Source organism: Psychrobacter sp. M13, from assembly GCF_030718935.1.
In the GTDB taxonomy this organism is placed as follows: domain Bacteria; phylum Pseudomonadota; class Gammaproteobacteria; order Pseudomonadales; family Moraxellaceae; genus Psychrobacter; species Psychrobacter immobilis_G.
Genome location: NZ_CP132194.1, coordinates 2,854,494 through 2,880,654, shown reverse-complemented (window position 1 = coordinate 2,880,654; position 26,161 = coordinate 2,854,494). Strand labels below are relative to the sequence as shown.

20 protein-coding genes, 2 tRNA genes and 2 rRNA genes are annotated in these 26,161 nt (G+C 45.0%); 15 read left to right on the top strand and 9 right to left on the bottom strand.

All coding sequences use genetic code 11. The features are described from left to right. The first annotated feature begins 161 nt into the window (after positions 1-161). Both Q9G97_RS12180 and Q9G97_RS12175 read left to right on the top strand, forming a co-directional pair. The gene (locus Q9G97_RS12180; RefSeq protein WP_305900338.1) at positions 162-635 is read left to right on the top strand and encodes a YcgN family cysteine cluster protein; all 474 of its coding nucleotides are present in this window, start codon (positions 162-164) and stop codon (positions 633-635) included. A gap of 63 nt (positions 636-698) precedes the next feature. Further along, a complete protein-coding gene (locus tag Q9G97_RS12175; RefSeq protein ID WP_305899026.1) occupies positions 699-1,088 on the top strand; it encodes a hypothetical protein in 390 nt (129 codons plus the stop codon). Positions 1,089-1,170: 82 nt separating this feature from the next. Here the strand turns inward: Q9G97_RS12175 and Q9G97_RS12170 are convergent, their stop codons facing one another. After that, positions 1,171-2,529 carry a DUF4105 domain-containing protein gene (locus Q9G97_RS12170; protein WP_305899025.1) on the bottom strand — a complete coding sequence of 453 codons (1,359 nt, stop codon included), beginning with the start codon at positions 2,527-2,529 and terminating at the stop codon, positions 1,171-1,173. Positions 2,530-2,800: 271 nt separating this feature from the next. On the opposite strand from Q9G97_RS12170, the gene Q9G97_RS12165 reads away from it, so the two are divergent. The 3 genes from Q9G97_RS12165 (at position 2,801) to Q9G97_RS12155 (ending at position 6,089) form a co-directional block, all read left to right on the top strand. Then, on the top strand, positions 2,801-3,700 hold the full coding sequence (locus tag Q9G97_RS12165) for a CBS domain-containing protein (protein ID WP_201570360.1): 900 nt from the start codon (positions 2,801-2,803) through the stop codon (positions 3,698-3,700). 222 nt (positions 3,701-3,922) lie between these two features. Beyond that, entirely contained in the window at positions 3,923-5,497 is a 1,575-nt protein-coding gene (lnt, locus tag Q9G97_RS12160) for an apolipoprotein N-acyltransferase (RefSeq protein ID WP_305899024.1), read from the top strand. A gap of 136 nt (positions 5,498-5,633) precedes the next feature. Beyond that, complete coding sequence (locus Q9G97_RS12155) at positions 5,634-6,089, top strand: hypothetical protein (RefSeq protein ID WP_305899023.1); 456 nt, start codon at positions 5,634-5,636, stop codon at positions 6,087-6,089. Between the two features lie 659 nt (positions 6,090-6,748). Here Q9G97_RS12155 and Q9G97_RS12150 read toward each other — a convergent pair. Next, entirely contained in the window at positions 6,749-7,012 is a 264-nt protein-coding gene (locus Q9G97_RS12150; RefSeq protein ID WP_305899022.1) for a type IIL restriction-modification enzyme MmeI, read from the bottom strand. A 32-nt stretch (positions 7,013-7,044) separates the two neighbouring features. On the opposite strand from Q9G97_RS12150, the gene Q9G97_RS12145 reads away from it, so the two are divergent. Further along, positions 7,045-8,883, top strand: coding sequence for an aminopeptidase P family protein (locus Q9G97_RS12145; protein WP_305899021.1), 1,839 nt, complete (start codon positions 7,045-7,047; stop codon positions 8,881-8,883). Between the two features lie 347 nt (positions 8,884-9,230). Here Q9G97_RS12145 and Q9G97_RS12140 read toward each other — a convergent pair whose 3' ends face one another. The 3 genes from Q9G97_RS12140 to Q9G97_RS12130 form a co-directional block, all read right to left on the bottom strand. Then, on the bottom strand, positions 9,231-9,884 hold the full coding sequence (locus Q9G97_RS12140; protein ID WP_227680283.1) for a hypothetical protein: 654 nt from the start codon (positions 9,882-9,884) through the stop codon (positions 9,231-9,233). A 127-nt stretch (positions 9,885-10,011) separates the two neighbouring features. Then, a complete protein-coding gene (fabF, locus tag Q9G97_RS12135; RefSeq protein ID WP_305899020.1) occupies positions 10,012-11,352 on the bottom strand; it encodes a beta-ketoacyl-ACP synthase II in 1,341 nt (446 codons plus the stop codon). Positions 11,353-11,558: 206 nt separating this feature from the next. Continuing rightward, on the bottom strand, positions 11,559-12,908 hold the full coding sequence (locus tag Q9G97_RS12130) for an anhydro-N-acetylmuramic acid kinase (RefSeq protein ID WP_305899019.1): 1,350 nt from the start codon (positions 12,906-12,908) through the stop codon (positions 11,559-11,561). 119 nt (positions 12,909-13,027) lie between these two features. Between Q9G97_RS12130 and tyrS the strand changes: the two genes are divergently transcribed. Genes tyrS through Q9G97_RS12115 form a run of 3 tightly spaced genes read left to right on the top strand, consistent with a single transcriptional unit; the run spans position 13,028 to position 15,107 of the window. Continuing rightward, on the top strand, positions 13,028-14,239 hold the full coding sequence (tyrS, locus tag Q9G97_RS12125; protein ID WP_305899018.1) for a tyrosine--tRNA ligase: 1,212 nt from the start codon (positions 13,028-13,030) through the stop codon (positions 14,237-14,239). 42 nt (positions 14,240-14,281) lie between these two features. Then, the gene (locus Q9G97_RS12120; protein ID WP_305899017.1) at positions 14,282-14,860 is read left to right on the top strand and encodes a GNAT family N-acetyltransferase; all 579 of its coding nucleotides are present in this window, start codon (positions 14,282-14,284) and stop codon (positions 14,858-14,860) included. Between the two features lie 16 nt (positions 14,861-14,876). Next, positions 14,877-15,107, top strand: a complete 231-nt coding sequence (locus Q9G97_RS12115) for a DUF1653 domain-containing protein (protein WP_305899016.1) — start codon at positions 14,877-14,879, stop codon at positions 15,105-15,107. Positions 15,108-15,272: 165 nt separating this feature from the next. Here Q9G97_RS12115 and Q9G97_RS12110 read toward each other — a convergent pair whose 3' ends face one another. Then, complete coding sequence (locus tag Q9G97_RS12110; RefSeq protein ID WP_305899015.1) at positions 15,273-16,262, bottom strand: alpha/beta fold hydrolase; 990 nt, start codon at positions 16,260-16,262, stop codon at positions 15,273-15,275. After that, positions 16,246-17,157 carry an ABC transporter substrate-binding protein gene (locus Q9G97_RS12105; protein ID WP_305899014.1) on the bottom strand — a complete coding sequence of 304 codons (912 nt, stop codon included), beginning with the start codon at positions 17,155-17,157 and terminating at the stop codon, positions 16,246-16,248. The genes Q9G97_RS12110 and Q9G97_RS12105 overlap by 17 nt, the downstream gene beginning before the upstream one ends. 141 nt (positions 17,158-17,298) lie before the next feature. Here Q9G97_RS12105 and Q9G97_RS12100 point away from each other — a divergent pair, with 141 nt between their 5' ends. Continuing rightward, positions 17,299-17,952: a hypothetical protein gene (locus Q9G97_RS12100; RefSeq protein ID WP_305899013.1), complete on the top strand. Its 654-nt coding sequence runs from the start codon at positions 17,299-17,301 to the stop codon at positions 17,950-17,952. Positions 17,953-17,996: 44 nt separating this feature from the next. Here Q9G97_RS12100 and Q9G97_RS12095 read toward each other — a convergent pair whose 3' ends face one another. Beyond that, a complete protein-coding gene (locus Q9G97_RS12095; RefSeq protein WP_305899012.1) occupies positions 17,997-18,743 on the bottom strand; it encodes an SDR family NAD(P)-dependent oxidoreductase in 747 nt (248 codons plus the stop codon). A 41-nt stretch (positions 18,744-18,784) separates the two neighbouring features. Further along, a complete protein-coding gene (gene upp, locus Q9G97_RS12090) occupies positions 18,785-19,453 on the bottom strand; it encodes a uracil phosphoribosyltransferase (protein WP_201570341.1) in 669 nt (222 codons plus the stop codon). 104 nt (positions 19,454-19,557) lie between these two features. Here upp and Q9G97_RS12085 point away from each other — a divergent pair, with 104 nt between their 5' ends. From Q9G97_RS12085 to Q9G97_RS12065, 5 genes are all read left to right on the top strand, one after another. Beyond that, on the top strand, positions 19,558-20,280 hold the full coding sequence (locus Q9G97_RS12085; protein WP_305899011.1) for a DNA glycosylase: 723 nt from the start codon (positions 19,558-19,560) through the stop codon (positions 20,278-20,280). Between the two features lie 891 nt (positions 20,281-21,171). Then, positions 21,172-22,710, top strand: a 16S ribosomal RNA gene (locus Q9G97_RS12080). Between the two features lie 82 nt (positions 22,711-22,792). Next, positions 22,793-22,869 (top strand) — tRNA-Ile (locus tag Q9G97_RS12075). A gap of 9 nt (positions 22,870-22,878) precedes the next feature. Continuing rightward, positions 22,879-22,954: transfer RNA gene (locus tag Q9G97_RS12070), tRNA-Ala, on the top strand. A 325-nt stretch (positions 22,955-23,279) separates the two neighbouring features. Next, positions 23,280-26,142, top strand: a 23S ribosomal RNA gene (locus Q9G97_RS12065). Together the 16S and 23S rRNA genes with 2 tRNA genes alongside form the textbook arrangement of a ribosomal RNA operon. The last annotated feature ends 19 nt before the right edge of the window (positions 26,143-26,161 follow it).

The following is a 26,161-nucleotide window of genomic DNA, read 5'->3' as shown; positions in this document are numbered from 1 at the left end:
TAAAAGCTGATCCTATGAATTTAAATTTTTTATCATCCGCCAGCAAGCCAAAAGCTAGCTCATCGTCTGCACCTGAAAAACCTAAAGTAGAGATTTCAGGTCCCAAAAGTACTGAGTTAGAAAGTACTGAGTTAGTCAGTACAGAACCAAAAAGCACAGAGCTGCGTCTACAATTTTGGACGCGCTTTGCACTCAATGAGCTAAATCATAGCGAGTGGGAGGCTCTATGTGATGGCTGCGGTAGTTGCTGTCTGATTAAATACGTTGATGAGGATGAAGAAGGCAATGTCGATGAGGCTTTAGTTGAGTATACCGATGTCGCCTGTCAGCTGATGAACTGCGAGACGGGATACTGTCAGCATTACGCCACGCGCCAAGAGTATGTACCTGACTGCATTCAGCTTACTATCGGCAAGCTGCCCTCTATGATGTGGCTGCCTGCACACTGTGCCTATAAGCGCTTATATAAAGGTCAATCCTTGCCAGCGTGGCATCTATTATTGACTGGAGATGCGGTAGCGACTCAGCAGCAAATGCGCGCGGCAAATGTTGGTATCGCTGGGCGCTGTGTCTCTGAGGTCGGTATGAGTGATGAAGAGATGGAGCCGCGAGTGGTGAATTGGGTGACGCCTTGAAAGCTAAGGTTAGAGTATGAGCAAAAGCTATTTGATAAACCAGCTGCTAAAACTGTGGAAACTATGACTATAGATTGGCAAAAAATAGAGGCACTAGCGGATAAATTATACAAAGATGAGCCATTGCCCGATTGCTATTTTAATATTTTAACCGAGTCAGGGATAAATGCAGCGCCTTGGTTTTATGCGCAAAATTTTGACGTCTCTATTAAAGAGGCGCAGCGCCGATTATTATTGCAAGGGATTAGCTCGCCACTGATCAAAGCAATTGCAGAGCACTTAGGAGAGTCGGTGGCAGCAATTTATTATGATAATAACGATCCCAATGAGTATGCTATTAAGGTGACTACATTAACTACAATCAAAGCCGTATCGCCAAAATACATTTATCATTTTAAGCAAGATGCATTCAAACAATATTCGATAGCTATTTATATTCAAACTAGTAGGTAAAAATTCAGGGGCAAATCTTTATATTGAAATAAAAATTGAAACCTGAGATCAAAATCGTATCATTACGCTTTAATCACACATTCTATTCAACAGTCATCTTAGCCTGCGCAAGAGCCTTATCCTCAGCTTCAACTTGCGTATCAGCCAGTGGCGGAATTGGAATACCTTGGCGAATCTGCCTAGAAAACTCAGCGCTGTTATTACTGACGTCTAAATTAGCGCTATTATCAAAGCCGCGCACTTTTGGATTGATATGCGCACGCTCATACCATTGCTCCATCGACCACGGCTCAGTGCTTTCTTGGTTATCATTTTGCTCAGAATTAGCGTCAGTGCCAGCATCATTAGAACTAATATCAGCATCTAGCATGCCGATATCGTACAGATAATTGGGCAGCCAGCCCGACACCCAAATACGATAATCCCAAGGCAGGCGCTCACCGCTGACGATCCGCGCCATATAAAAAATAATATTAGTACAGTTACTGGTAAAAGTATTATACCAAGACGGCTGTGCCTTTAAGCCATCGACCGCGATAAGATAAGACTCAAATAGCGACTGAACCTCGCTTTGCTGCAAGTGACTAACAGGGAATAGATACACTTGCTCGCCGCGCGCATTAGTACGAGTATAAATAATATCACGCTCCTCGCTAGCAATCAGGCTCAGCTCAAAGCGGCGAAAAAACCCAGCTAATGCCGAAAATGTCTCATCGTCCTCTTTGCGAATCTCAAAGGAGAAAGCGAGCGGCCGATCATCTTCAAAGCGAAAACTAACTAAGGTGTGCGCAATCAATGGCCCCATCCAATACGAATTAAATATATCGACGCCTGACAGCTTGGACATATCGACCGTACGAGTCTCCCAGCGCGCATCGGAGGTAATCTCGCCATCACCGCGCGGCGCATGCCAGTCGAAGTTACGCACGTTAGTAAAGGTTATCAAGTTAGGATTATTAGCGTCGCGAGTATAGCTGACTACTTCACTGACATCAGGCTGCCAGTTGCGCTCCTGTTTGGCTTCAATAGAGAAAAACCAGCCAAGACCGAGCAGCCAAACGCTGGTATAGCCTGCCAGTAAGACCCTTGAGTATCGGCGTCGATTGTGGGTAGTAAGCGCGGGTTTATTCATCAGCTTATAAGCTAGCTTATCAGTTAGCTTTGGTAGATAGCGCGAAGTAATTAATGCCGCTAATAAACCTACTACTATGACTGCTGCCAGCCAAGTGATGGCTGATAGAGCGCCAAACTGATACCAAATAGCCAGCAACAGCCAGATTGCCGAGAGTATCAAGGTAATCAAAATAAGCAAACGTATGAGTAATCGCCACCAGCTAAGCGGCTTATGCTTAGTAGGCTCAATGCTTGGTGGTCGGTTTAGAGCCTGTTTGTTTGCAGTACGCTTTGATAACCATGATTTAAGAGAGGAGCTGAGCGACATAGGATTGCGTTACTTAAGTAGTTGTTGAAGTAAGTGGTGAAATCAATGTTAAGATGTATATTAAAATGAATAATGAAATCAATGTTTTGACCATAGCAAAATTTATATCACACTGACAATACAATTTGCATAAATTTATCGTTGAATGTGATAAAGGCTTGCGATAAAGTGAAACTAATTTGCTACCCGTTTGATGTTAGCTATTTTATCCCCATCTAACGGTTTATACTTTATCTATATCTACCAACCAAAGAGGTTAACTCACGTTACCATGTCTGAAGACACTCCCAGCCCGAGTAGCTGGTCGATGCGCGGCTTAAAACGCTGGCTATCGACCGCCCCCGAAACCCGTGATGAGCTAATCAATCTGGTGCAGGAATCGCGCCGGTTTTTAGAGCCTGATACGGTTGATATGCTCGAGGGCGTATTGGACTTGCCCGCCACCCAAGTGCGGGAGATCATGACCCCGCGCCCACAAGTTATCAGCCTGCACGAAAGTACTAGTCTGGCTGAGGTCATGGATATCATCTTAGAGACCACGCACTCACGCTATCCTGTATTTGACAGCCAAGATGACGATGCAGTGATCGGTATTTTACTGGCAAAAGACTTGATTCCGCTGCTCGTCTATATGGTGCGCGATCAAGACGAAAAAATCGATAGCAAACGTCTTAAAGACTTAGTGCGCCAGCCATTGTATATCAGTGAAAATGCACGTTCCGATACCCTTTTACGCTCACTGCAACGCACCCAAGTGCATATGGCAATCGTCGTTGACGAGTTCGGTAACTTTGCAGGTGTGGTGACGATGGAGGATTTATTAGAAGAAATCGTCGGTGATATCGTCGATGAGCATGATGACTTTGATGAAGACAGCGATATCAATAATATTGTCATCCATCCTGAAAAGCCTAATACTTGGTGCGTGCAAGCCTCGACGGTGATTGAAGACTGTAACGATGAGCTAGGCAGCCATTTTGATGATACCGATGTCGATACGATGGGCGGTTTAGTCATGCAGGCGCTCGGTTATGTCAGTGACTTAGAGGGCGAGAGCGTCGAGATAGATGACTGGAAAATCACTATTACTGATGTAGAAGGGCGCTCTATTAACGATCTTGAGCTGACCAATATAAAAGCGGATAATCAGGTATTGATTGGTAGTCATTAATTTTATTGATAAATTAGTCTTAGACATAAATAAAAAAACACGGCTACGGCCGTGTTTTTTATGGTTAGCAGTCTAACCTAACTACGCAAATTTACCCCTTTATTGGCGCAGGCTGGTATCATAGTCGCATTTAATTTGAGCGGATGCGTAAACAGCCTCTTTACATTAAAAACACTAAAAATTTGTCGTTCGGTTCTAAGTTTAAGGTTTTAGGTAATAACTATGCGTCTGTCTACTGATGATTTGCAAAAGCGTCTCAATGCGAACAAGTCGAAAAAAAGACCGTTAGGTCTGCTGATTGTGCTGGCTGGGCTTGCAGGGGCGTCATTTACTTTAGCGCTAGCGCCTTATGGGTTCTGGCCATTGGCTTTGATATCGCCTGCGATTTTATATGCGCTGTTATTGCCCGAGATGAGCGGCAAGCGCGCTTTTATTATTGGTGAAGCTTATGGTACAGGGCTGTGGTGCGTTGGCGCTTTTTGGCTTTATACCTCTATTCATGATTACGGCGATACGCCAGCGTGGCTTGCGCTGATTTTGATCGCCATCATGGGTCTGATTATGGGGCTGTTTCATGGCTTTATGGCGCTATTATTCAATCGGGTAGTTGGCAAGCAGCCTTTCGCTTTTGCCGCGCTTTGGGTATTTCAAGAGTGGCTTAAGACATGGCTGTTCACAGGATTTCCTTGGTTGTTTATTGGTTATGCCTTTACTGAGCAGTATTGGCTATCGTCACTTGCGCCTGTGGCGGGTATATTTGCCGTGACTTTTGTGGCGGTATTACTCGCAGCTAGTGTGGTTGAGCAGATGCGCAATCGTGGCGGCTATCTATTGGCCTCATTTGCCCTGCTAGTCGTTAGCACCTCGCTGTGGCTGGCTGATCCGCAGTGGACGAAGCCCAAGGGTACGCCAGATCTTTCGGTATCGCTCATCCAAGGCAATATCCCGCAAGACTTAAAATGGCTCACTGAGTTCCAAGTGGAGACGCTCAAGATATATGCAACCCTCACTCGTAGCGAGTGGGGCCGTGACATTGTGCTATGGCCTGAGTCATCCATTCCGATGTTTCAGACGGAGGCAGTCGGCTTTATCGGTGAAATGGTCGAGATAGCCAAGGAGACGGATACCACTTGGGTCACGGGTATTCCCTATAAGGATGAGGCAGCGTTCGATCCGAGCACTGATAAATACGCACCCTTCTATAATAGCGTCATAGCGCTCGGTGCACAGGCAGAGGGTCTGTATAAAAAGCAGCGCTTGGTGCCGTATGGGGAGTATATTCCTTTTCAAGGCACGCTAGATCTATTGCCTGGTCTGGCAGGTAGTCAAGAGATGCTCAGCTATAGCCGTGGTGATGATCAACAGTCGCCATTGCGCGTGCGCGGTCATAATCTAGGCTCAGCGATTTGTTATGAAGTGGCGTATCCCGATACCACGCGCAAAAACGCCATCGATACCGACTTTTTATTAACGATATCGAATGATGCTTGGTTTGGCACTTCGGCAGGTCCTCTGCAACATCTGCAAATGGTACAGATGCGTGCGCTTGAGAACGGACGCTGGTTCATGCGTGCGACCAATACTGGGGTAACGGCAATCATTGATCATAGAGGTCAGATCGTTAAGCGTGCGCCGCAGTTTGAGCGTACGGTATTGCGCGGTACTATTCAGGCGCGAGTCGGCCATACGCCGTATACGACTTTTGGTAATGCGCCTATTTTGATCTTTATCAGCTTACTGCTATTGCTCAGTTATTTGGGCAAAAACAGTATTGCAAGAGCGCGGTTGGGTAAGTAGCTATTGAATAAGCTCGTAAACCATTGTGGCTAACATAATAATTCCTTTAAATAGGTGAGGGATTTAACAAATCGCTATAAATTGCGATATAATAGCTCAATATTTAAAATATTCTTTGTTGTAAGGGTGATAGGCTATGTCAGAACATGTTGTCAATAACAGTCCAAAAAAAGAGTTTTTACTTGCCTTAGTTGGCGTCGGCTTATTTTTAGGCATCGTGTTGCTTATTGGCATTTCAGCCTTTTTGCGTCCAGCAGGCGAGCATATCAGTGCTGAGCCTACGGCTGAGTCGATAGCCGCTGATGAAGCTGCGGTTATCGCGGCTGAGCCAGCTGCTGCGCCAGCGGCCGCAGCTGTAGAGGCTGATCCAGTAGAGTCGGATATAGGAGCAGGGGAGCCTGCCGCAGAAGATATGGTAGGTGCTGCTACGGTAACGCCTGACCCTAGTACGGGTGATGCAGTAGTAGCGACGGGTGCTGCTAGCGCCACTGCCGATGGCACGGTAAATCAAGCTGCTGTGCAAGAGACTGAATTGGTCGGGCCATCGGATCAGGTTGAGGGTACGGTCAATCCACCAGTAGCTGCACAATAAGTTATTGGTTCGGTTGTTCAATAAACTCTAATAAGTCTCGATAAGAAAAAACTCGCTCTCTATAATGGAGGGCGAGTTTTTTTGATTAATAGTTAATAGTGGGAAGGATTTTCGCGTAGGCTGGTGCTTTTAGCCCAGTATTATATTAGTGCAAGAGAAAGTTTATAATTTTCTAACAGTGAAGCTTTTTAACGTTTATCAGGTGTAGGGTACGTTTTACGCACTGATAATGAAGCTATTGCTAACCATCGGTGCGTGGAACGCACCCTACAAAAACTCATAATTATGAATTCTTTAGAACCTACGTAGGGTGCTTTTTAAGCACCATTATCGTCACTCTAAACCTTCTATAAAATCTGCTGAAAACTCAATGACACTCTCGTCCCAATCTACTGAATAAAAACCACTTTGTACATAACGACGAAAGCTAGAATAATTCCAATCAGCTGCTCTTTCAGCCAGCCCCTGTTTTACGGGATTGTAATGTATATAGTCGATGTGCTTTATAAAGTCTTCTTCGCTGTTTATTTGGTGTTCATGAAAACGACGCTGCCATAGGCCTTATTGTGTAAGATTCTCATATTGAGCGTCGGATATTTTGGAGTAATAATTATTAATTTTGATAATCTTAAGGGTGCATGAAATGCACTCTACAAAATCTAACCCTCTAACCACTCACTATCCGCAATACGCTTTAATAAAAACTCAACCCGACTCGCATCATCGCCTTTACCTTTATAGCCATAAGCTTTGTCCACCGCTTTATCGAGGGCGGTATGCGCTGCCGTAAGCTTGGGATAAGAATAGCGAGCTACTACACAAATGACAAATGATTGTTCAGCTTTTATATAATTTATCACTGCTAACAGCCTCTGGCTTGGAATATGGGTAGTGCGCTCCATATAGAATAGCAACCTGACCATTTATATATCCAAACCAATAAAAAAGAGATCTTATGACCAGCCAAAATATTCCTTCCAAAGCCGATATCCAACAGCGCATTGCTGACTTACGCGCGCAACTCGCTAAGCAAGATTTGACCGCCATTATCGTGCCATCAGCCGATCCGCATTTGTCCGAGTATCTGCCAGAGTATTGGCAAACCCGCGAATGGCTATCAGGGTTTACGGGTTCAGCAGGCACGCTAGTTGTGAGCGCTGACTTTGCAGGACTTTGGGCGGATAGCCGCTATTGGGTACATGCGGCGGATGAGCTAGCAGAGACAGGTATTGAGCTGCAAAAGCTCGGTGCTGCTAATCAGCTCAATCATATTGACTGGCTCGCTGAGCATTTAAGCGAGGGCGATAGCGTCGCTGTCGATGGCAATGTGTTGTCTATTAGCGAACAAGATAAATTGCTCGATGCTTTTGAGGCCAATGATATAACCTTGATTACCGATCGAGATATTATCTCTCAGATTTGGGCGGAGCGTCCAGCATTACCGAACGCCAAGCTATATCAGCATGATGCGCAATTCTTGGCTCAATCAGCGGCCTCAAAGCTTGCCGCAGTACGTGCTGGCATGACGGAGTCAGGTGCGAGTCATCATTTATTATCGAGCTTAGATGATATCGCTTGGCTGACTAATTTGCGTGGTGCTGATGTCGATTACAATCCTGTGTTTTTGGCGCATATGCTGATTGATGCCGATACTGCTATTTTGTTTATTGATAATAATAAAGTCAGCAGTGAAATTGCGCAAAGCTTAGCAGATAGCGGTATTGATTTAGCAGATTATGAGGCGATACAAGGTGCTTTAGGTCAATTAACCCCTGATGATTTATTGCTATTGGATCCCAGTAAAGTTGCCGTTGGTACTTTGTCTGAGATAGTCGATAATGTCGGTTTTATTGAGCAAATAGCACCGAGCACGATGCTCAAATCTGTCAAGTCAGATGCTGATATTGAGCATGTTCGCGAAGCCATGCGTCAAGATGGCGCGGCATTATGCCAGTTCTTCGCAGAGTTTGAACAGCGCTTAGACAAAGGCGAGCGCCTCAGCGAGCTGGACGTCGATAGTATGTTGATAGCCGTGCGTAGTCAGCAGCCAAACTATGTCTCGCCAAGCTTTCCGACCATTGCAGGCTTTAATGAAAACGGGGCATTGCCGCATTATCGGGCGACACCGCAAAAGTTTAGCTATCTAGACGTCGAGAAAGGCGCGGGCGGACTATTACTGATAGATTCAGGCGCGCAATATCAAAACGGTACGACGGATATCACTCGCGTCGTCGGTATTGGGCAAGTCACTAGCGAGCATAAGCGCGACTTTACTACCGTGCTCCGCGCGCATATTGCCTTGGCCAATGCTTATTTCCCTGAGGGTATCTCATCGCCTGCTATCGATGCGATCTGCCGTGCGCCGTTATGGCAAGCGCAGATGGATTATGGACATGGCACAGGTCATGGTGTTGGTTATTTTTTAAATGTACACGAAGGCCCACAAGGTATCTCTTATAACGCGCCTAATACTAAAGAGCGCGCCATGAGAGCCAATATGATTACCAGTAATGAGCCAGGTCTATATCGCGAAGGCAAATGGGGTATTCGTATTGAGAATTTAGTCGTTAGCCGAGCGGTCGCTAATCCGATTGAGACTGAGTTTGGTGAGTTTTTATACTTTGAAACAGTAACCTATTGTCCGATTGATACGCGCCTGATTGATAAGTCACTGCTTAACCAAGTCGAGATTGACTGGCTTAACAATTATCATAGCCAAGTCTATACTGAGCTAAAGAGCCGAGTATCAGGCGCAGCGTTGGAGTGGTTAACTGAGCGTACCCAAGCGATATAAAAGCAGTTTGTTTTAAAGGGCAATTTTCAAAGCCAATAGAAAAGCGCTCAGTAAGTAATTACTGAGCGCTTTTCTATAACACGAGGAAAAGATGCTGGGCTAAAAGCACCAGCCTACGGCATAGCCCAAATTATTAATAGAAATTACTTTTTGTAATAACCTATAAGATATATATAAACTTTGAGTTAGCAAAAATGTAGTTAATGTCGCGTAGGCTGTGGCTTTAGCCCAGCAAAAGACTTTTAAAGTAAGAATACCTAATAACAAAAAATAGGTTTTAACTTTAGTTAAGAGTAGCTTTTTTATTCTAAACAATCCCTATTTTGACTAGAACAATATTTAAAATTTTACTCTTTATCCGCCAATTGACGACTGATCTCAGCACGTAGCCAAGATTTTAAGTTTTCAGACATCTGTAGCATCTGCTCGGTAAGATAATCATCGATCTGACCTTCAAGCTCGCTGAATAATGCCTCATGCTCAACGTTTAGCTTAGTGTTCTTTAGCTTCAGATCAATAGCTGACTCTATATTTAGATTGTCCGTAACCGCTTTTACGGGAGTAGTAAGAGTAGTGGCTTTTTTGTTCGGTGTACCTTTGCTATTTGGCTGCTTAGAGTCTTCGTTTTTGATATCAGTATTTTCTACAGCATTTTCTGTATAGGCTAATGCTTCTATTTGTTGCCGTTCAGCTTGCTGCTGCTTTTCTTTGGCTTCATTCTCAAGCGCTTCAAGCTGTCTTTGCTCTTCTAATTTTTGTTGTTCGGCCGCTTGCTCGTCAGCTTGTCTTTGCGCCGCTGCTTGTTGTAGATCATAGACACAATATAAGTCATCGAGGTGCGCATCGAGATCATGAGTGGTAAAGACAAATTTTTCAAACGGAATCTCAGTTTGCAGTAAATCAGTAATATCGGTCAGCTCTTGTACGATCGCTGCCCGTACTGGCTTGGGCGCGCCCGTCCAGTGCTGATAAAATTGATGGGAAAACGAATAGCTTGACATAGTGGCTTCCAGAATGAAAAATACCCCTTATCATACCCAAGGTCGATAAGAGGCTGCAAGGGTGCAAACGTAGCAAAATTAATATAAACCTTATTCTACTAGGATAGCATCGGGTGAAATATAAAAGCTAAGCCTGCCAACGGGCGAATACTAAGGAGCCATTGGTACCACCAAAGCCAAAGCTATTCGACACTGCATAATTTAAATCATCAACTTTGCGTGATTGATTGGCGACATAATCAAGATTACAGTTATCCTCAAGATTATCCAGATTGATCGTCGGCGGTACTTGCTGATGTTGCAATGCTAGCACTGTAAATATCGCCTCGATGCCACCTGCCGCGCCCAGCAAATGACCGGTCATAGACTTCGTTGAGCTGACTAATATACTGTCTTTTACCGCAGAAAATACCGTCTCGATCGCAATTGACTCAGCCACGTCGCCCGCTGGCGTACTCGTACCATGAGCGTTGACATAACCGACTTGCGAGGCATCAATCCCTGCGTCATTAACTGCGTTTTGCATAGCTCGCGCTGCACCGCGACCGTCTTCAGGCGGCGAGGTGATATGACTGGCATCATCGCTCATGCCAAAGCCCACCATCTCAGCCAATATAGTTGCGCCGCGAGCTTTAGCATGAGCTAAGCTCTCAAGAACCATCATGCCTGAACCATCTCCAAGCACAAAGCCATCGCGATCTTTGTCGAACGGACGCGAGGCACGAGTGGGCTCGTCATTACGTGTCGATAGGGCGTGCATCGCGGCAAAGCCTGACATACCAAGCGGGCTTGAGCCTTTCTCACTGCCGCCTGCTACCATCACATCGGCATCACCATAAGCGATAAGCCGTGCGGCTAAGCCGATAGCATGGGTCGCAGTGGTGCAAGCAGTCGCAGTCGCCAAGTTAGGGCCTTGCAAGTTGTGCTTTATCGCCACTAGCCCAGCTGCCATATTCACAATAGAACCTGGAATAATAAAGGGTGAGACTTTGCGAGGGCCTTTACTATTGAGCATCGCAGAGCTGTCTTCTATAGTCTGAATACCACCAATACCTGAGCCTAAGATTACCCCAAAACGTTCTGGATCGACATTTTGTACAGGTGCTTCATCTGCACTAACCTCACTGATAAACCCTGCATCTTTTAGCGCCATAGAGGTCGCTGCTATACCATACTGCATAAACTTATCATAGCGTCGCGCGTCTTTGACATTCATATACTGCTTGGCGTCAAAATCTTTAATTGTACCCGCAATTTGAGTACGGTAATCTGTGGCGTCAAAATGCTCAATCGTTGAGATACCGCTTTCACCAGCCAGCAACCGCGTCCAAGTGCTCTCTACATCCAAGCCTAGTGGAGTGATCGCGCCCATCCCAGTGACGACTACGCGCGTCTCATCAGAGCGCTCAAAATGTGGCGATTTACGATGTTTTTGTGATGATGAGTTTGAATGACTGTGTTGACTCATATAATAAATCCTTAATGATTCAAAAGGGTTCTGCCATTTATACTATTGATGATTGCATGGCTGCTACAACTTATCTACTAACGCTTTACTATTTATAGCGCTATCTCGGTATTTTAGCAACCATTATAGGCTAGATAAGTTTACGCTTGTAAACTTAAAGCCCTTTATATAAAAGACGTTAGGATAACAGGCCAATGGAATACAAGCTAAGCAAAACAAACTTGTCCTAGCACCACACTTTTATTCGCGCCTGTGACCGCAGGCAGGTTGCCCGTTTCGCCCATTAGCGTTTGCCGTGCCAGCCAAGCAAAAGCGACTGCTTCTACCCACGTCGGCTCAAGACCTAAGCTGGCAGTAGTGGTCACTTTGCAATGTGGCAGATGCGCTTGCAAGCGAGCCATCAGATAGCTATTTAATGCGCCACCACCGCAGACATACACTTCAGCTGTTTCATTTTCTATAGCAGTATCTTCAGACTTGGTGAATTGTCTAATTTGATTGCTAGCCGTTACCGCTGTCAGCTCCGTCAGTGTCGCCTGTACGTCCGCTGATGAATAGCGAGTATCGGAGGAGTGTGTGTCAAATGTTTGCAGCTCCTCTTGCAGCCAAGCCAAATTGAAGTCTTCACGACCTGTACTTTTTGGGTAGTCTTTAGCAAAGAACGCATGACTCAACAGCTGATTCAATAGTGGTGCGATGACGCGGCCTGATTGCGCCCATGCGCCTGCGGTATCGTAATGCTTACCGGTATGTAGCAGCGTCCAAGCATCTAGCAATAAATTAGCAGGGCCAGTATCGTAGCCAACCACTTGCTGCTCAGTTCGTCCATCTGCATTAATATTAGTCGCTGGCAAGACAGCAATATTAGCGATACCGCCTAAATTGAGCATAATCCGAGTAGTGTTAGCATCAGTAAATAACGCTTGATGGAAGGCAGGTACTAACGGCGCACCTTGACCACCAACGGCCATATCGCGACGGCGAAAGTCACTGACCACGCTGATACCTGTGCGTTCAGCGATCATATTGGCATCGAGTAATTGTAGAGTATATCCCATGTGCGGACGATGGCGTACGGTCTGTCCATGACAGCCAATAGCTAATACATTCTCTGCATCGATATCGGCTTGCTGCAATAATTTATTAACCACCTCGCTGGCAAACTCACCATAAACCCGACTTGCCCAACCGAACCAGTCCAATTCGCTCTTTGGTTCGCTAGATGGTTCATTGCTTTGAGGTTTTAGATGCTTTATTCCATTAGGCTGACATAGTGCCAATAGCACCTCACGCAGACGCAGTGGGAAGTCTTGGCTATAAGTTGCTAATAATGTCATAGGCGCTGAGGTGTTGTTTTCATCATTATTAAACCGACACAACACCGCATCCATACCATCGAGGCTGGTACCCGACATCATGCCGACATACAGACCATCGTCGAAGTTTTCGAATAGGGTTTGTTCTAAAGCATCGGTAAGGGTGGCATAATTTAGATTATCGTCATCTGACAAAGTATCTTGTTGAGCGTTATTAATAACTGGTGCAGGCTTACTCATGGCAATTTATCCTAAAAAACGCTAATATATCTGCCAAATTCTACCATTTTTTGCACCGCCTCAAAGGTTTAAACCTTGATTACGACTTAAACATTTAAAAAGACAATAAAGAGAGCACCATGACTGAATCATCATATACTGTAGAAGAACAGCTGGCCCTTATCCAACGCGGTACTCAAGAGATTTTATCTACTGAGGATTTAGTGGCGAAGTTAAAGCAAAACCGTCCGCTACGTATCAAGGCAGGCTTTGATCCTACTGCGCCTGATCTACATTTGGGTCATACTGTATTAATCAACAAGCTTAAGCATTTTCAAGATCTGGGTCATGAGATTTATTTCTTAATCGGGGATTATACTGCCAAGATTGGCGACCCTTCGGGCAAAAACAGTACCCGTCCGCCACTGACTGATGAGCAAATTCAGGCCAATGCTCAGACTTATGCAGAGCAAGTTTTTAAGATTTTGGATAAAGAAAAAACCCGTATTGTCTTTAACTCAGAATGGTTTAAGGACATGTCAGCCGCTGATATGATTCAATTATCTAGCCAGCTCACGGTATCACGGATGCTAGAGCGTGATGATTTCTCTAAGCGTTATGCCGCGCAAACCCCAATTGCTATTCATGAGTTTCTCTACCCATTGGTACAAGGTTATGATTCTATTGCGTTGAAAGCCGACGTCGAGCTTGGCGGTACCGATCAGACTTTTAATTTGCTGATGGGTCGTACTCTGCAAAGTCGCTACGGTCAAGAGCCACAAGTTTGTATCACTGTGCCGATTCTAGAAGGCTTAGACGGTGTCAATAAAATGTCCAAGTCTTTGAATAACTATGTCGGCATTTATGATGCGCCAGGCACGATGTATCAAAAAATTCTGTCTATGCCAGATACACTGATTCGCCGCTACTTTGAGTTCTTAAGCTTTAAGCCAATGGAAGAAGTCGAAGGATTGATGAATGAGATGGAAAAAGGTCGTAATCCACAAGAAATCAAACGCATTCTTGCCGAAGAGTTAATCGAGCGTTTCCACGATGCTGACGCGGCAGCTAATGCGCACAAGTCTGCGGGTAATGTACTAGCAGATGGCGAATTGCCCGTTGATTTACCAGAAGTAACTTTAGATCTAGAAGGTGCGGATGCGCTATTTATTACTCAAATACTGAATCAAGCTGGACTTACTAAGAACAACTCAGCCGCTAAAGACATGGTAAAACGTGGCGCAGTAAAAGTCGATGGTGAAGTGGTTGATGGTGGTTTTAGCTTAACGTCTGGGCAGACCGTAGTTATTCAGGCGGGTAAAAAGGGATTTGCTAAAGTGACGGTGGGTTAAAATATCGTTATCTTTAAATTTATCCGTTTTAAGGACTTATTAATGCTGAATTCACCTACACTATCAAGCAATGGTATCACCCTTGAGTCTTTAACATTCAAGCATGCAGCAGACTTAAGAGAAGCTTGCCAAGATGGTGAGCTGTGGTTAATTACCACGACTTCTGTACCAGAGCCAGATAAGGTGGTTGATTATATTAATATCGCAGAGTCTATGTCTAATCGCAGCGCTTTTGCAGTGATTGACGAGAAGACAGGAAAATCCATAGGCACAACTAGCTATCATGATATTTTACCTTTGGCGAAGCGCTTAGAGATTGGTTACACTTGGTACGCACAGTCTCATTGGCGTACTCATATTAATACCACTTGTAAGCTTATGCTGCTAAGTTATGCGTTTGAAAATTTGCAATACCAAACCGTAGGATGGCGCACCGATATCGAAAATGCACGCTCGCAACAAGCCATTGAACGCTTAGGCGCAAAAAAAGACGGTGTTATTCGTGGCAATCGAGTCCGACGTGATGGCGCTATAGCAGATACGGTAATGTATAGTTTGTTGGCCGATGAATGGCCTGAAGTAAAAGCTATACTGATGAAAAAATTGAACCAAGCTTACTGATAAAGGTAGACGTATAATGACCAAACGAACCATTCCCCAAGGCATCTACCGCCATTATAAAGGCAATCTGTATCAAGTATTGCATACCGCGCAGCACTCTGAAACCGAAGAGGCGCTAGTGGTTTATCGCTGTCTTTATGGTGAGTATAACATTTGGGTACGACCGCTTTCGATGTTTAGCGAGACGATTACCCGTGATGGTCAGCAAATCCCACGATTTGAATTGATTAAAGCTTTGGCGGATTAATTTGACATTATGACCTAACTGTAAATTTTGGTTCTTCTGTAGGGTGCGCCTCGCGCACCGATTAATTATTGTAACTCAGTTGATGGTGCGCAAAGCGCACCCTACGCCAACTTAGCAAGCAAATAAAAAAGCGACTTTTGGAGTCGATTTTTTTATATCTTAAAACTAACTTCCTAAAAATTCTTTTAATACTTGATAAAACTCAATAGGCGCATCCATCGGTACGGCATGTCCTGACTTTGCTAATATCTCTACTTTTGCATTCGGTAGCATATCAGCTAATTTCAATTGCCACTCTGCACTATATAACTGCGAGCGCCCACCAATCAGTAAGGTAGTCGGAATATTGACCGTTGGCAACACATCGCGATAATCGTAGGGCAATTGCACATAAGCATTTAGACAACGCAGTTTATGCTGCCAAGTGCTATGAGTCATTAACGCCACTTTGTGCGGTGCGCGATGGCTCAAAGTCTTTACTAATAGTTGTGAGTGCTGACGACTGACCGATAGCAATGAAAACGCGCGCTCCATAGCTAATAAACCTAATTTTAACTCATAAGGTAAATGACGAAAGCTACTTAGCTGCATATAAGGCTCAGTTTTACTAATTAATGACTCAAACTGAGCAAACAACTCATCTTGTCGTGCTCCAAATACGCCACCTTGCCAGTTAGGCTGATTACGAATAATAGGTGCTTGGTCGATATTTAAGTAACGACTGACTTCATTAGTCCCAAAGCGCTTAAAGTATGCCCACATCACCAGCGCACCCATCGAAATGCCAGCGACAGATATTTTGTTAACGCCTGTTTCTTCAATAATATATTTAATAATCTGCTGAGTATCTGCCGCGTACTGCTCAATAAAGTCAAACTGCGGCAACTGTAGATTATCCGCCAAACCAAACCCACGAAAATGTGGCAAATAAAACTGATACTGATTAATCAGAGGTAAAATAAACGGCAAAAACTGCCGTGCATCCATACCAAAGGCATGTAGCATTAACACAGGTTGACCGCGACCAATCACTGAGATTGGTAACAACGTACCATCAGAGCCAGCAACGCTGATAGTTTGCAAGTGGTAAGGTTTAGGCTTTTTTACAATGTTATTGATCACAACGATTCTTCCGCTATTACCATAGTTTGGCATATTGCGCGTCACTAACGGCAGCGATATCTAGCTTCGTTAGCATATCACGCAGTGCTAACCAACGCGCGTTATCTGGTTTAATAGGAGTAATCAAACGCTTCAATGTGTCATTGATAATGTCATCCATCAAAGCAGACGGTTCCTCACCAGTGTAGCCATAATAAATCTCGCGCGCCTGCTCTGGATTATTAATACATAATTGACCCATCTCAGTGCTGACTTGCACAAACTGCTCTATAGCTGCCTGCTTGTCATTGAAAGTCTTATGTGTTGTCATTAGCTCCAATGCCGAAAAATTAGGATAAGGCGACAAGTTTTGATCGATAAAGGTGTAATCAAGCCCGATATGATTGGCTTCTATACCCTCAAAGTTATAAAAGCATAACCACGCGCCATCAAAGCCGCCATGCGCATCACCTTTTTGCAAATTTTCTAAATGCTGAAAGTCAGTTTCTACAAACTCGACATTATCACGATCTAATTCAAAACCATTTTGCTCGGCATAACGATGCAATATCTCAAAGCCAATTTTATTAGTGACCGAATTAGCCGCTGGCGTAGTAATACGAATAGGCTGATTAGCATGCAGTTTCTCCATACTGCTTTGCTTCATCATCACGCCGCCATCGGTCACGAAAAAACAGCCTAGCGCTTTTAGATCATCAAAATGATGCTCAAACAGATGAATAGGCTCGTTAACATGCAAATCAATATGACCTGCCTGCAACTCGCTAAAGCCATCGTAATGTTCCGTCGGCTCTATCATCTCAATATCCAAACCTGACTTTTTATAAGCGCCCGTATGAATGCCTGCGATAAAAGGCAGGTGATCAGGATTCAAAAACCATTCCAATGTTAAAGTTAGCGGCGTTAAAACAGGTGTATTATTCGTCATAAAATATCCTTATCTTATTATCAAGAGCTTGTTATAGTAAAAGTGTTGATGTCATAACCATAGAAATAGTAAATGACCTTAGCATAAAATAGAATCGTAAAATGCTTTGTTCGTTATCATCTGATAAAAGGATATTGCTTGATGAGTATAAAGACGCTACCTGATCTTGATAACAGCCTTTATCCGCAAGTTTGGGAACAGCAGAGTTTCGAGAGTCCGCAAGCGTTACTGATGGCGTTATTGACTCAGCGCACAACTATAGAGCCGCTAGCCTTTACTAAGCAGTTGCAAAATAATGAGGCTTATCAAGAATGGATCAATACCTCAGTGTTTGGCCGCTATATTCAGCGCAGTTTTGCCGCGATTTATCATCAAAGTGAAGACAGCTTTAATCTGGATATACCCGTACTGTTTCGTCGTGAGCTGATGCGCCATGCGCAGTATTTACCGCCCAGCCAAGTACTGTTTGTAGCAGGTGATATGCCAAAAAAGGCTCGACAAGAAAAGTTACTTACTACGACGCTCAATCCCGCGACGGTAATAGTTGGCGCAAAAAAACTAATGTCTGCACAGACAGTAGTCAATCAAATACGAGTGACCAGTAAGCAAGTATTAGGATTTCCGATACGTCATAATAAGCGCACCAGCGAGCGTACCCGCAATGAAGTATTACTGTTGGGGTTCGATGATTTGCGTTTAGTCGATGAGCAGAGTATTGATAAATGCTTTGAAAAAAGCAGTGAAAGTAGCAGTACGGATCGCCCTATACTGCTACGTAGCTATGAATTGCGTTAAGTTTGATGTGTTGTTTAGGGACTGCCTAAACCTTTTAAAAACAGTTAGTCTTTAGCAATCGTCAGGCCATTGTAAGTTTGTGCTACTGGCATGACCTCTAAGCGATTGACATTGATGTGTGCAGGAGTCTCGATAAGCCATAACAAGATATCGCCAACATCATCACCCGTCATGTTTTTAAAGCCTTCGTATACCTTATCTGCCTTACTATCATCACCATGATAGCGCACGTTTGAGAATTCAGTACCTGCCACGGCACCTGGTTCAAGGTTGGTCACGCGCACTTGTGTACCTAATAGATCGGCACGTAAGTTTAAGCTAAATTGCTTGACGAAGGCTTTGGTTGCACCATAGACATTGCCACCATAATACGGCCAACTGCCAGCAATAGAGCCCACATTGATAATATAACCGCTATTACGCTCAACCATCGCAGGCAGGACAGCATGAGTGAGTGCTATTAGCCCTTTGATATTGGTATCGGCCATCTGCATCCAATCATTGAGATCAGCTTTATAGGCAGGTTCAGTACCCAGTGCGAGTCCTGCATTATTTACTAACACATCTATTTGACTGAACTCAGTAGGCAAGTCAGCGATAATTTGCGGCAGAGATGCCGTATCACTAACATCCATTTTAACGGGTAAAAACAATTCGCCAAGCTCATTAGCTATAGTCTCAAGTTTCTCAAGGCGGCGAGCAGCGCCGATTACTTTATGACCTTTCGCTACTAGACGCCTAGCTAACGCTTCACCAAATCCAGCGCTCGCCCCTGTGATTAATACATTCATTATATGTACTCCCTATTTTCACAAAACTTTATAGTGATTAATTATTGACCCAACTGCTTACCAAATATCTTATCACCAGCATCACCCAGACCTGGAATAATGTAGCCGTGCTCATCCAAATGACTATCGAGCGCTGCGGTATAAATAGTCACGTCAGGATGCGCCTCGTTGACTAAGCGTACGCCTTCAGGCGCGGCTACTAATACCAAAGCCTTGATGTTTTTGCAGCCATGACGTTTGAGCATATCGATAGTGGCGACCATTGAACCACCAGTAGCAAGCATCGGATCAATAATAAGCGCAGGGCGTTTATCCATATGACTGACGAACTTCTCAAAGAACGGCACAGGTTGTAAGGTTTCCTCGTCGCGCTGTAGACCAACCACAGATATTTTGGCAGTAGGAATCAAATCGAGCACCCCGTCTAACATGCCGATACCAGCGCGCAAGATAGGCACAATCGTTGCGGTTTTACCGACGATTTGCTCACCTTCAATCTCCCCGCACCAGCCTTGCATTGGAAATTTTTCAATCTCAAAATCGCGACTCGCTTCATAAGCCATCAAACGCGCTAGCTCTTTGGTGAGCGTACGAAATTTATAAGTACTACAATCCTTTTCGCGCATTAGACTGAGTTTATGACGTACTAATGGATGATCAATGACAGTAATATCTAATTTGTCATCTGGGTTGCGGTTTTGGTCGCTCATAAGGTCTCTCTTGTCTTTTAGTTTTGGCGTTTAGCCTTAGTTTAATTTTGAATTTTAATCGTATGCTATGATAACAAAAAATCGCTTTTCTAATGAAGAATGTTATGACAAATAAAACATCTGTTATCAAAACTAATAATGATCAATCTGAGCAAGCTACAGATAACTCGTACAATATAGGACAAGAAATCGAAGATCATCCTTTCGAGCCTGTTCTACCATCTGATGCTACAGTGATGATGATGGGAACATTCCCACCGACTAGCGATAAATGGGCGATGCGTTTTCATTATCCCAACTTCTATAATGATATGTGGCGTATTTATGGCAAAGTGTTCTTTGATGATGTCGACTACTTTAGAGTAGGGGACGAGAAGCGTTTTGACCCTGAGCGTATTCGCGCTTTTATGTTTGAGCGTGGTATTGCTTCTTGCCCTACCGTTAAGCAAGCGATTCGCGAAACAGGCAACGCTTCTGATAAGAATCTAACCGTAGTCACCCCTGTCAATTTGGATCTGATTCTGCCACAGGTGCCAAAAGTCGCCGCGCTATTTACTACAGGTGGTAAAGCTACGGAGGTATTACTTGATCTATTACAGACTCCACCGATCAAGTCAAAACATCCAAAGACCAATCAAAGTATCGATTACCCTTATCAGTGGCATGATGAACAGAATCAGTGGCATGATGAACAGAAGCTAGAGGATAATAAGGTGAATGGGCTCACTCTATATAGACTGCCTTCTACCTCACGTGCCTATCCATTGGCACTAGAGAAAAAGGCAGCGGCTTATAAAGTATTCTTTGAGAAGATGGGAAAGTTGTAGCATGGCTAAATGCTGAGCTTCACAGGGTGCGCCCCGCGCACCAATTTAATAACCTATCTATATAGAACCTATCTTTAGCTATATATTTGAGCACGAGTAGCGTAAGTGGTAATCCACAGACTGTATTTTCTTTAATACTTTATAATTAATATTGATTCTAACCCATTGATAAATAGACACTAATAAAGCGCATTTAAATTAAATAAAAATAAACCTTAAACTAAGCTTGACCCTCATTCAGAACTGCGTATAATGCCACCCAGTCGAGAGGGAAGGCGGATTGGGAAAGTGGTTTACCACTTACTATTAATAGCGAAGCTATTAACCAATCAGCCGATAGATTGAATGTTAAAACCAACTATCTAGGTAGCATGATAAAAACATTCAAACTAAATAAAATAAACTCTTGACAACATAATTAAAGCGTCTATAATACGCACCTCATCAAGACGAGCTAGAAGTTAAACACTAAGAGATATTAGTGATAATGACAGCAAATCGGATGAAACAAATTATAAAGAAATAAAATAAAAGCTTGACAGACTTATCGATTGTGTTATGATAGTCAGCTCGCTAAACAGCATAAGCCACATGGTTTAGAGCCGAATAGCCAGACAAGAATACTGATACAAACTACTTACTGGACGACAGAAGTGGTTACTATTTAAAAGCTTAACTAAAGAACAACTTGTGTGGATTTTTGCTGAGTCAGGATGCATAAATAAAGTTGGTTGAGACTTCTTTTCGGAGTTGATTCTAACTATAAAAATTTATCATCTAAGACAGCAGAAAAACTCAAAGTTAATTCATTACGAACATAATTTTTAGCGATTTTGCCAGAATAGATGAGCCAAGTTTAGTGACCTCTTTAAAGGGTTACATAGCAAGATTAAACTGAAGAGTTTGATCATGGCTCAGATTGAACGCTGGCGGCAGGCTTAACACATGCAAGTCGAGCGGAAACGATACTAGCTTGCTAGTAGGCGTCGAGCGGCGGACGGGTGAGTAATACTTAGGAATCTACCTAGTAGTGGGGGATAGCACGGGGAAACTCGTATTAATACCGCATACGACCTACGGGAGAAAGGGGGCAACTTGTTGCTCTCGCTATTAGATGAGCCTAAGTCGGATTAGCTAGATGGTGGGGTAAAGGCCTACCATGGCGACGATCTGTAGCTGGTCTGAGAGGATGATCAGCCACACCGGGACTGAGACACGGCCCGGACTCCTACGGGAGGCAGCAGTGGGGAATATTGGACAATGGGGGCAACCCTGATCCAGCCATGCCGCGTGTGTGAAGAAGGCCTTTTGGTTGTAAAGCACTTTAAGCAGTGAAGAAGACCATATGGTTAATACCCATATGCGATGACATTAGCTGCAGAATAAGCACCGGCTAACTCTGTGCCAGCAGCCGCGGTAATACAGAGGGTGCAAGCGTTAATCGGAATTACTGGGCGTAAAGGGAGCGTAGGTGGCTCGATAAGTCAGATGTGAAATCCCCGGGCTCAACCTGGGAACTGCATCTGAAACTGTCGTGCTAGAGTATGTGAGAGGAAGGTAGAATTCCAGGTGTAGCGGTGAAATGCGTAGAGATCTGGAGGAATACCGATGGCGAAGGCAGCCTTCTGGCATAATACTGACACTGAGGCTCGAAAGCGTGGGTAGCAAACAGGATTAGATACCCTGGTAGTCCACGCCGTAAACGATGTCTACTAGTCGTTGGGTCCCTTGAGGACTTAGTGACGCAGCTAACGCAATAAGTAGACCGCCTGGGGAGTACGGCCGCAAGGTTAAAACTCAAATGAATTGACGGGGGCCCGCACAAGCGGTGGAGCATGTGGTTTAATTCGATGCAACGCGAAGAACCTTACCTGGTCTTGACATATCTAGAATCCTGCAGAGATGCGGGAGTGCCTTCGGGAATTAGAATACAGGTGCTGCATGGCTGTCGTCAGCTCGTGTCGTGAGATGTTGGGTTAAGTCCCGCAACGAGCGCAACCCTTGTCCTTAGTTACCAGCGGGTTAAGCCGGGAACTCTAAGGATACTGCCAGTGACAAACTGGAGGAAGGCGGGGACGACGTCAAGTCATCATGGCCCTTACGACCAGGGCTACACACGTGCTACAATGGTAGGTACAGAGGGCAGCTACACAGCGATGTGATGCGAATCTCAAAAAGCCTATCGTAGTCCAGATTGGAGTCTGCAACTCGACTCCATGAAGTAGGAATCGCTAGTAATCGCGGATCAGAATGCCGCGGTGAATACGTTCCCGGGCCTTGTACACACCGCCCGTCACACCATGGGAGTTGATTGCACCAGAAGTGGGTAGCCTAACCTTAGGGGAGGCGCTCACCACGGTGTGGTTGATGACTGGGGTGAAGTCGTAACAAGGTAGCCGTAGGGGAACCTGCGGCTGGATCACCTCCTTATAGACGCATCCACTTGGCAAGAATTCACAACAAGTTGTTCTTTAGTTAGCTTAAATATTAGCATGAGGTATATGCCTCTTACAGGCCTGTAGCTCAGCTGGTTAGAGCACCGTGTTGATAACGCGGGGGTCGGCAGTTCAAGTCTGCCCAGGCCTACCATTTTATTACGGGGCCATAGCTCAGTTGGTAGAGCGCCTGCCTTGCACGCAGGAGGTCAACGGTTCGACTCCGTTTGGCTCCACCATACATTAATAAATGCTAATATAGACAATGAGTATAAATAGAAACAAATGATTCACCTTACCTGAGGGTAAGATTGATTATTTCTTTCTGTTTTATACAGAGCTTACGACTCGACGAGAGCGTAGGAACTATTTAAAAACATAGATATGAGTCTGGGTTAGAAAGAGCGTGTTCACGCGTTTCTTTCTAACCTTAATAACTCACCTCTTAACGACATCAGTTGTTATCCCAGGGGTGGGTTATTAAAAAAGTAAAGAGAACTGAATCAAGCGTATAAATTAGGTGATATCGTTATAATTGCTGACAAAGACCCTTTGGGGTTGTATGGTCAAGTAATTAAGCGCACATGGTGGATGCCTTGGCAGTCAGAGGCGATGAAAGACGTGACAGCCTGCGATAAGCTTCGGGGAGGCGGCAATATCCTGTGATCCGGAGATTTCTGAATGGGGAAACCCACCTATCATAAGATAGGTATTCCATACTTGTATGGGAAGCGAACGAGGGGAAGTGAAACATCTCAGTACCCTTAGGAAAAGACATCAAATGAGATTCCCCAAGTAGCGGCGAGCGAACGGGGAGAAGCCGATTGTTTCTAGAATAGAAGAACAGCGTGGGAAAGCTGACCGTAGTAGGTGATAGTCCTGTATTTTAAATTCTAGAGATGACATATTAAGTAGAGCGGGACACGAGAAATCCTGTTTGAAGATGGGGGGACCATCCTCCAAGGCTAAATACTCCTGACTGACCGATAGTGAACCAGTACCGTGAGGGAAAGGCGAAAAGAACCCCTGTGAGGGGAGTGAAATAGAACCTGAAACCGTGTGCGTACAAGCAGTAGGAGCTTCAATTTATTGGAGTGACTGCGTACCTTTTGTATAATGGGTCAGCGACTTATGTTCTGTAGCGAGGTTAACCATTTAGGGGAGCCGTAGGGAAACCGAGTCTTAATAGGGCGAATTAGTTGCAGGGCATAGACCCGAAACCGAGTGATCTATCCATGAGCAGGTTGAAAGTGTCGTAACAGACACCGGAGGACCGAACCCACTGTCGTTGAAAAGCCAGGGGATGACTTGTGGATAGGGGTGAAAGGCTAATCAAACTCGGTGATAGCTGGTTCTCCCCGAAAGCTATTTAGGTAGCGCCTCGGACGAACACCATTGGGGGTAGAGCACTGTTTCGGCTAGGGGGTCATACCGACTTACCAAACCGATGCAAACTCCGAATACCGATGAGTGATATCCGGGAGACACACAGTGGGTGCTAACGTCCATTGTGGAGAGGGAAACAACCCAGACCGCCAGCTAAGGCCCCAAATTCCTAGTTAAGTGGGAAACGAGGTGGGAAGGCATAGACAGCTAGGAGGTTGGCTTAGAAGCAGCCATCCTTTAAAGAAAGCGTAATAGCTCACTAGTCGAGTCGGCCCGCGCGGAAGATGTAACGGGGCTCAAACTAGGAGCCGAAGCTGCGGATTTGAATTTGTTTTCAAGTGGTAGGGGAGCGTTGTGTAAGCCTGTGAAGGTGTGTCGTAAGGCATGCTGGAGGTATCACAAGAGCGAATGCTGACGTGAGTAACGATAATGCGAGTGAAAAGCTCGCACGCCGGAAGATCAAGGGTTCCAGTCCAACGTTAATCGGGGCTGGGTGAGTCGACCCCTAAGGCGAGGCCGAAAGGCGTAGTCGATGGGAAATCGGTTAATATTCCGATACTTGTTTATAATGCGATGGAGGGACGGAGAAGGTTATGTCAGCCTGGCGTTGGTTGTCCAGGTGAAAGGATGTAGGCTTGTGGCTTAGGTAAATCCGGGCTACAACAAGGCTGAGATCTGATAGCAAGCTGTACTTGTACAGTGAAGTGGCAAATACCATGCTTCCAGGAAAAGCTTCTAAGCAATAGTTATAAACGAATCGTACCCTAAACCGACACAGGTGATCAGGTAGAGAATACCAAGGCGCTTGAGAGAACTCTGCTGAAGGAACTAGGCAAAATGGTACCGTAACTTCGGGAGAAGGTACGCTGCTGATGGTGATAGGACACGCTCCTTGAGCTGTTGGCAGTCGCAGATACCAGGCTGCTGCAACTGTTTATTAAAAACACAGCACTCTGCAAACACGAAAGTGGACGTATAGGGTGTGATGCCTGCCCGGTGCTGGAAGGTTAATTGATGGGGTTAGCGTAAGCGAAGCTCTTGATCGAAGCCCCAGTAAACGGCGGCCGTAACTATAACGGTCCTAAGGTAGCGAAATTCCTTGTCGGGTAAGTTCCGACCTGCACGAATGGCATAATGATGGCAGCGCTGTCTCCAGCAGAGACTCAGTGAAATCGAAATCGCAGTGAAGATGCTGTGTACCCGCGGCTAGACGGAAAGACCCCGTGAACCTTTACTACAGCTTTACATTGAACTTTGACCTGACTTGTGCAGGATAGGTGGGAGGCTTTGAAGCCAGCACGCTAGTGTTGGTGGAGCCAATCTTGAAATACCACCCTGGTCATGTTGGGGTTCTAACTCAGGTATAACAGTACCGAGGACAATGTATGGTGGGTAGTTTGACTGGGGCGGTCTCCTCCTAAAGAGTAACGGAGGAGTACGAAGGTGCGCTCAGACCGGTCGGAAATCGGTCGTAGAGTATAAAGGCAAAAGCGCGCTTAACTGCGAGACCCACAAGTCGAGCAGGTACGAAAGTAGGTCTTAGTGATCCGGTGGTTCTGTATGGAAGGGCCATCGCTCAACGGATAAAAGGTACTCTGGGGATAACAGGCTGATACCGCCCAAGAGTTCATATCGACGGCGGTGTTTGGCACCTCGATGTCGGCTCATCTCATCCTAGGGCTGAAGCAGGTCCTAAGGGTATGGCTGTTCGCCATTTAAAGAGGTACGCGAGCTGGGTTTAGAACGTCGTGAGACAGTTCGGTCCCTATCTACCGTGGGCGTTGGAAATTTGAGAGGAGCTGCTCCTAGTACGAGAGGACCAGAGTGGACGAACCACTGGTGTTCGGGTTGTCATGCCAATGGCATTGCCCGGTAGCTACGTTCGGATGGGATAACCGCTGAAAGCATCTAAGCGGGAAGCCCACCTCAAGATAAGATTTCCCTAAAGAGCCGTTGAAGACTACGACGTTGATAGGCAGGGTGTGGAAGCACAGCGATGTGTGTAGCTAACCTGTACTAATTGCTCGTTTGGCTTGACCATACAACACCCAAGTGGTTTT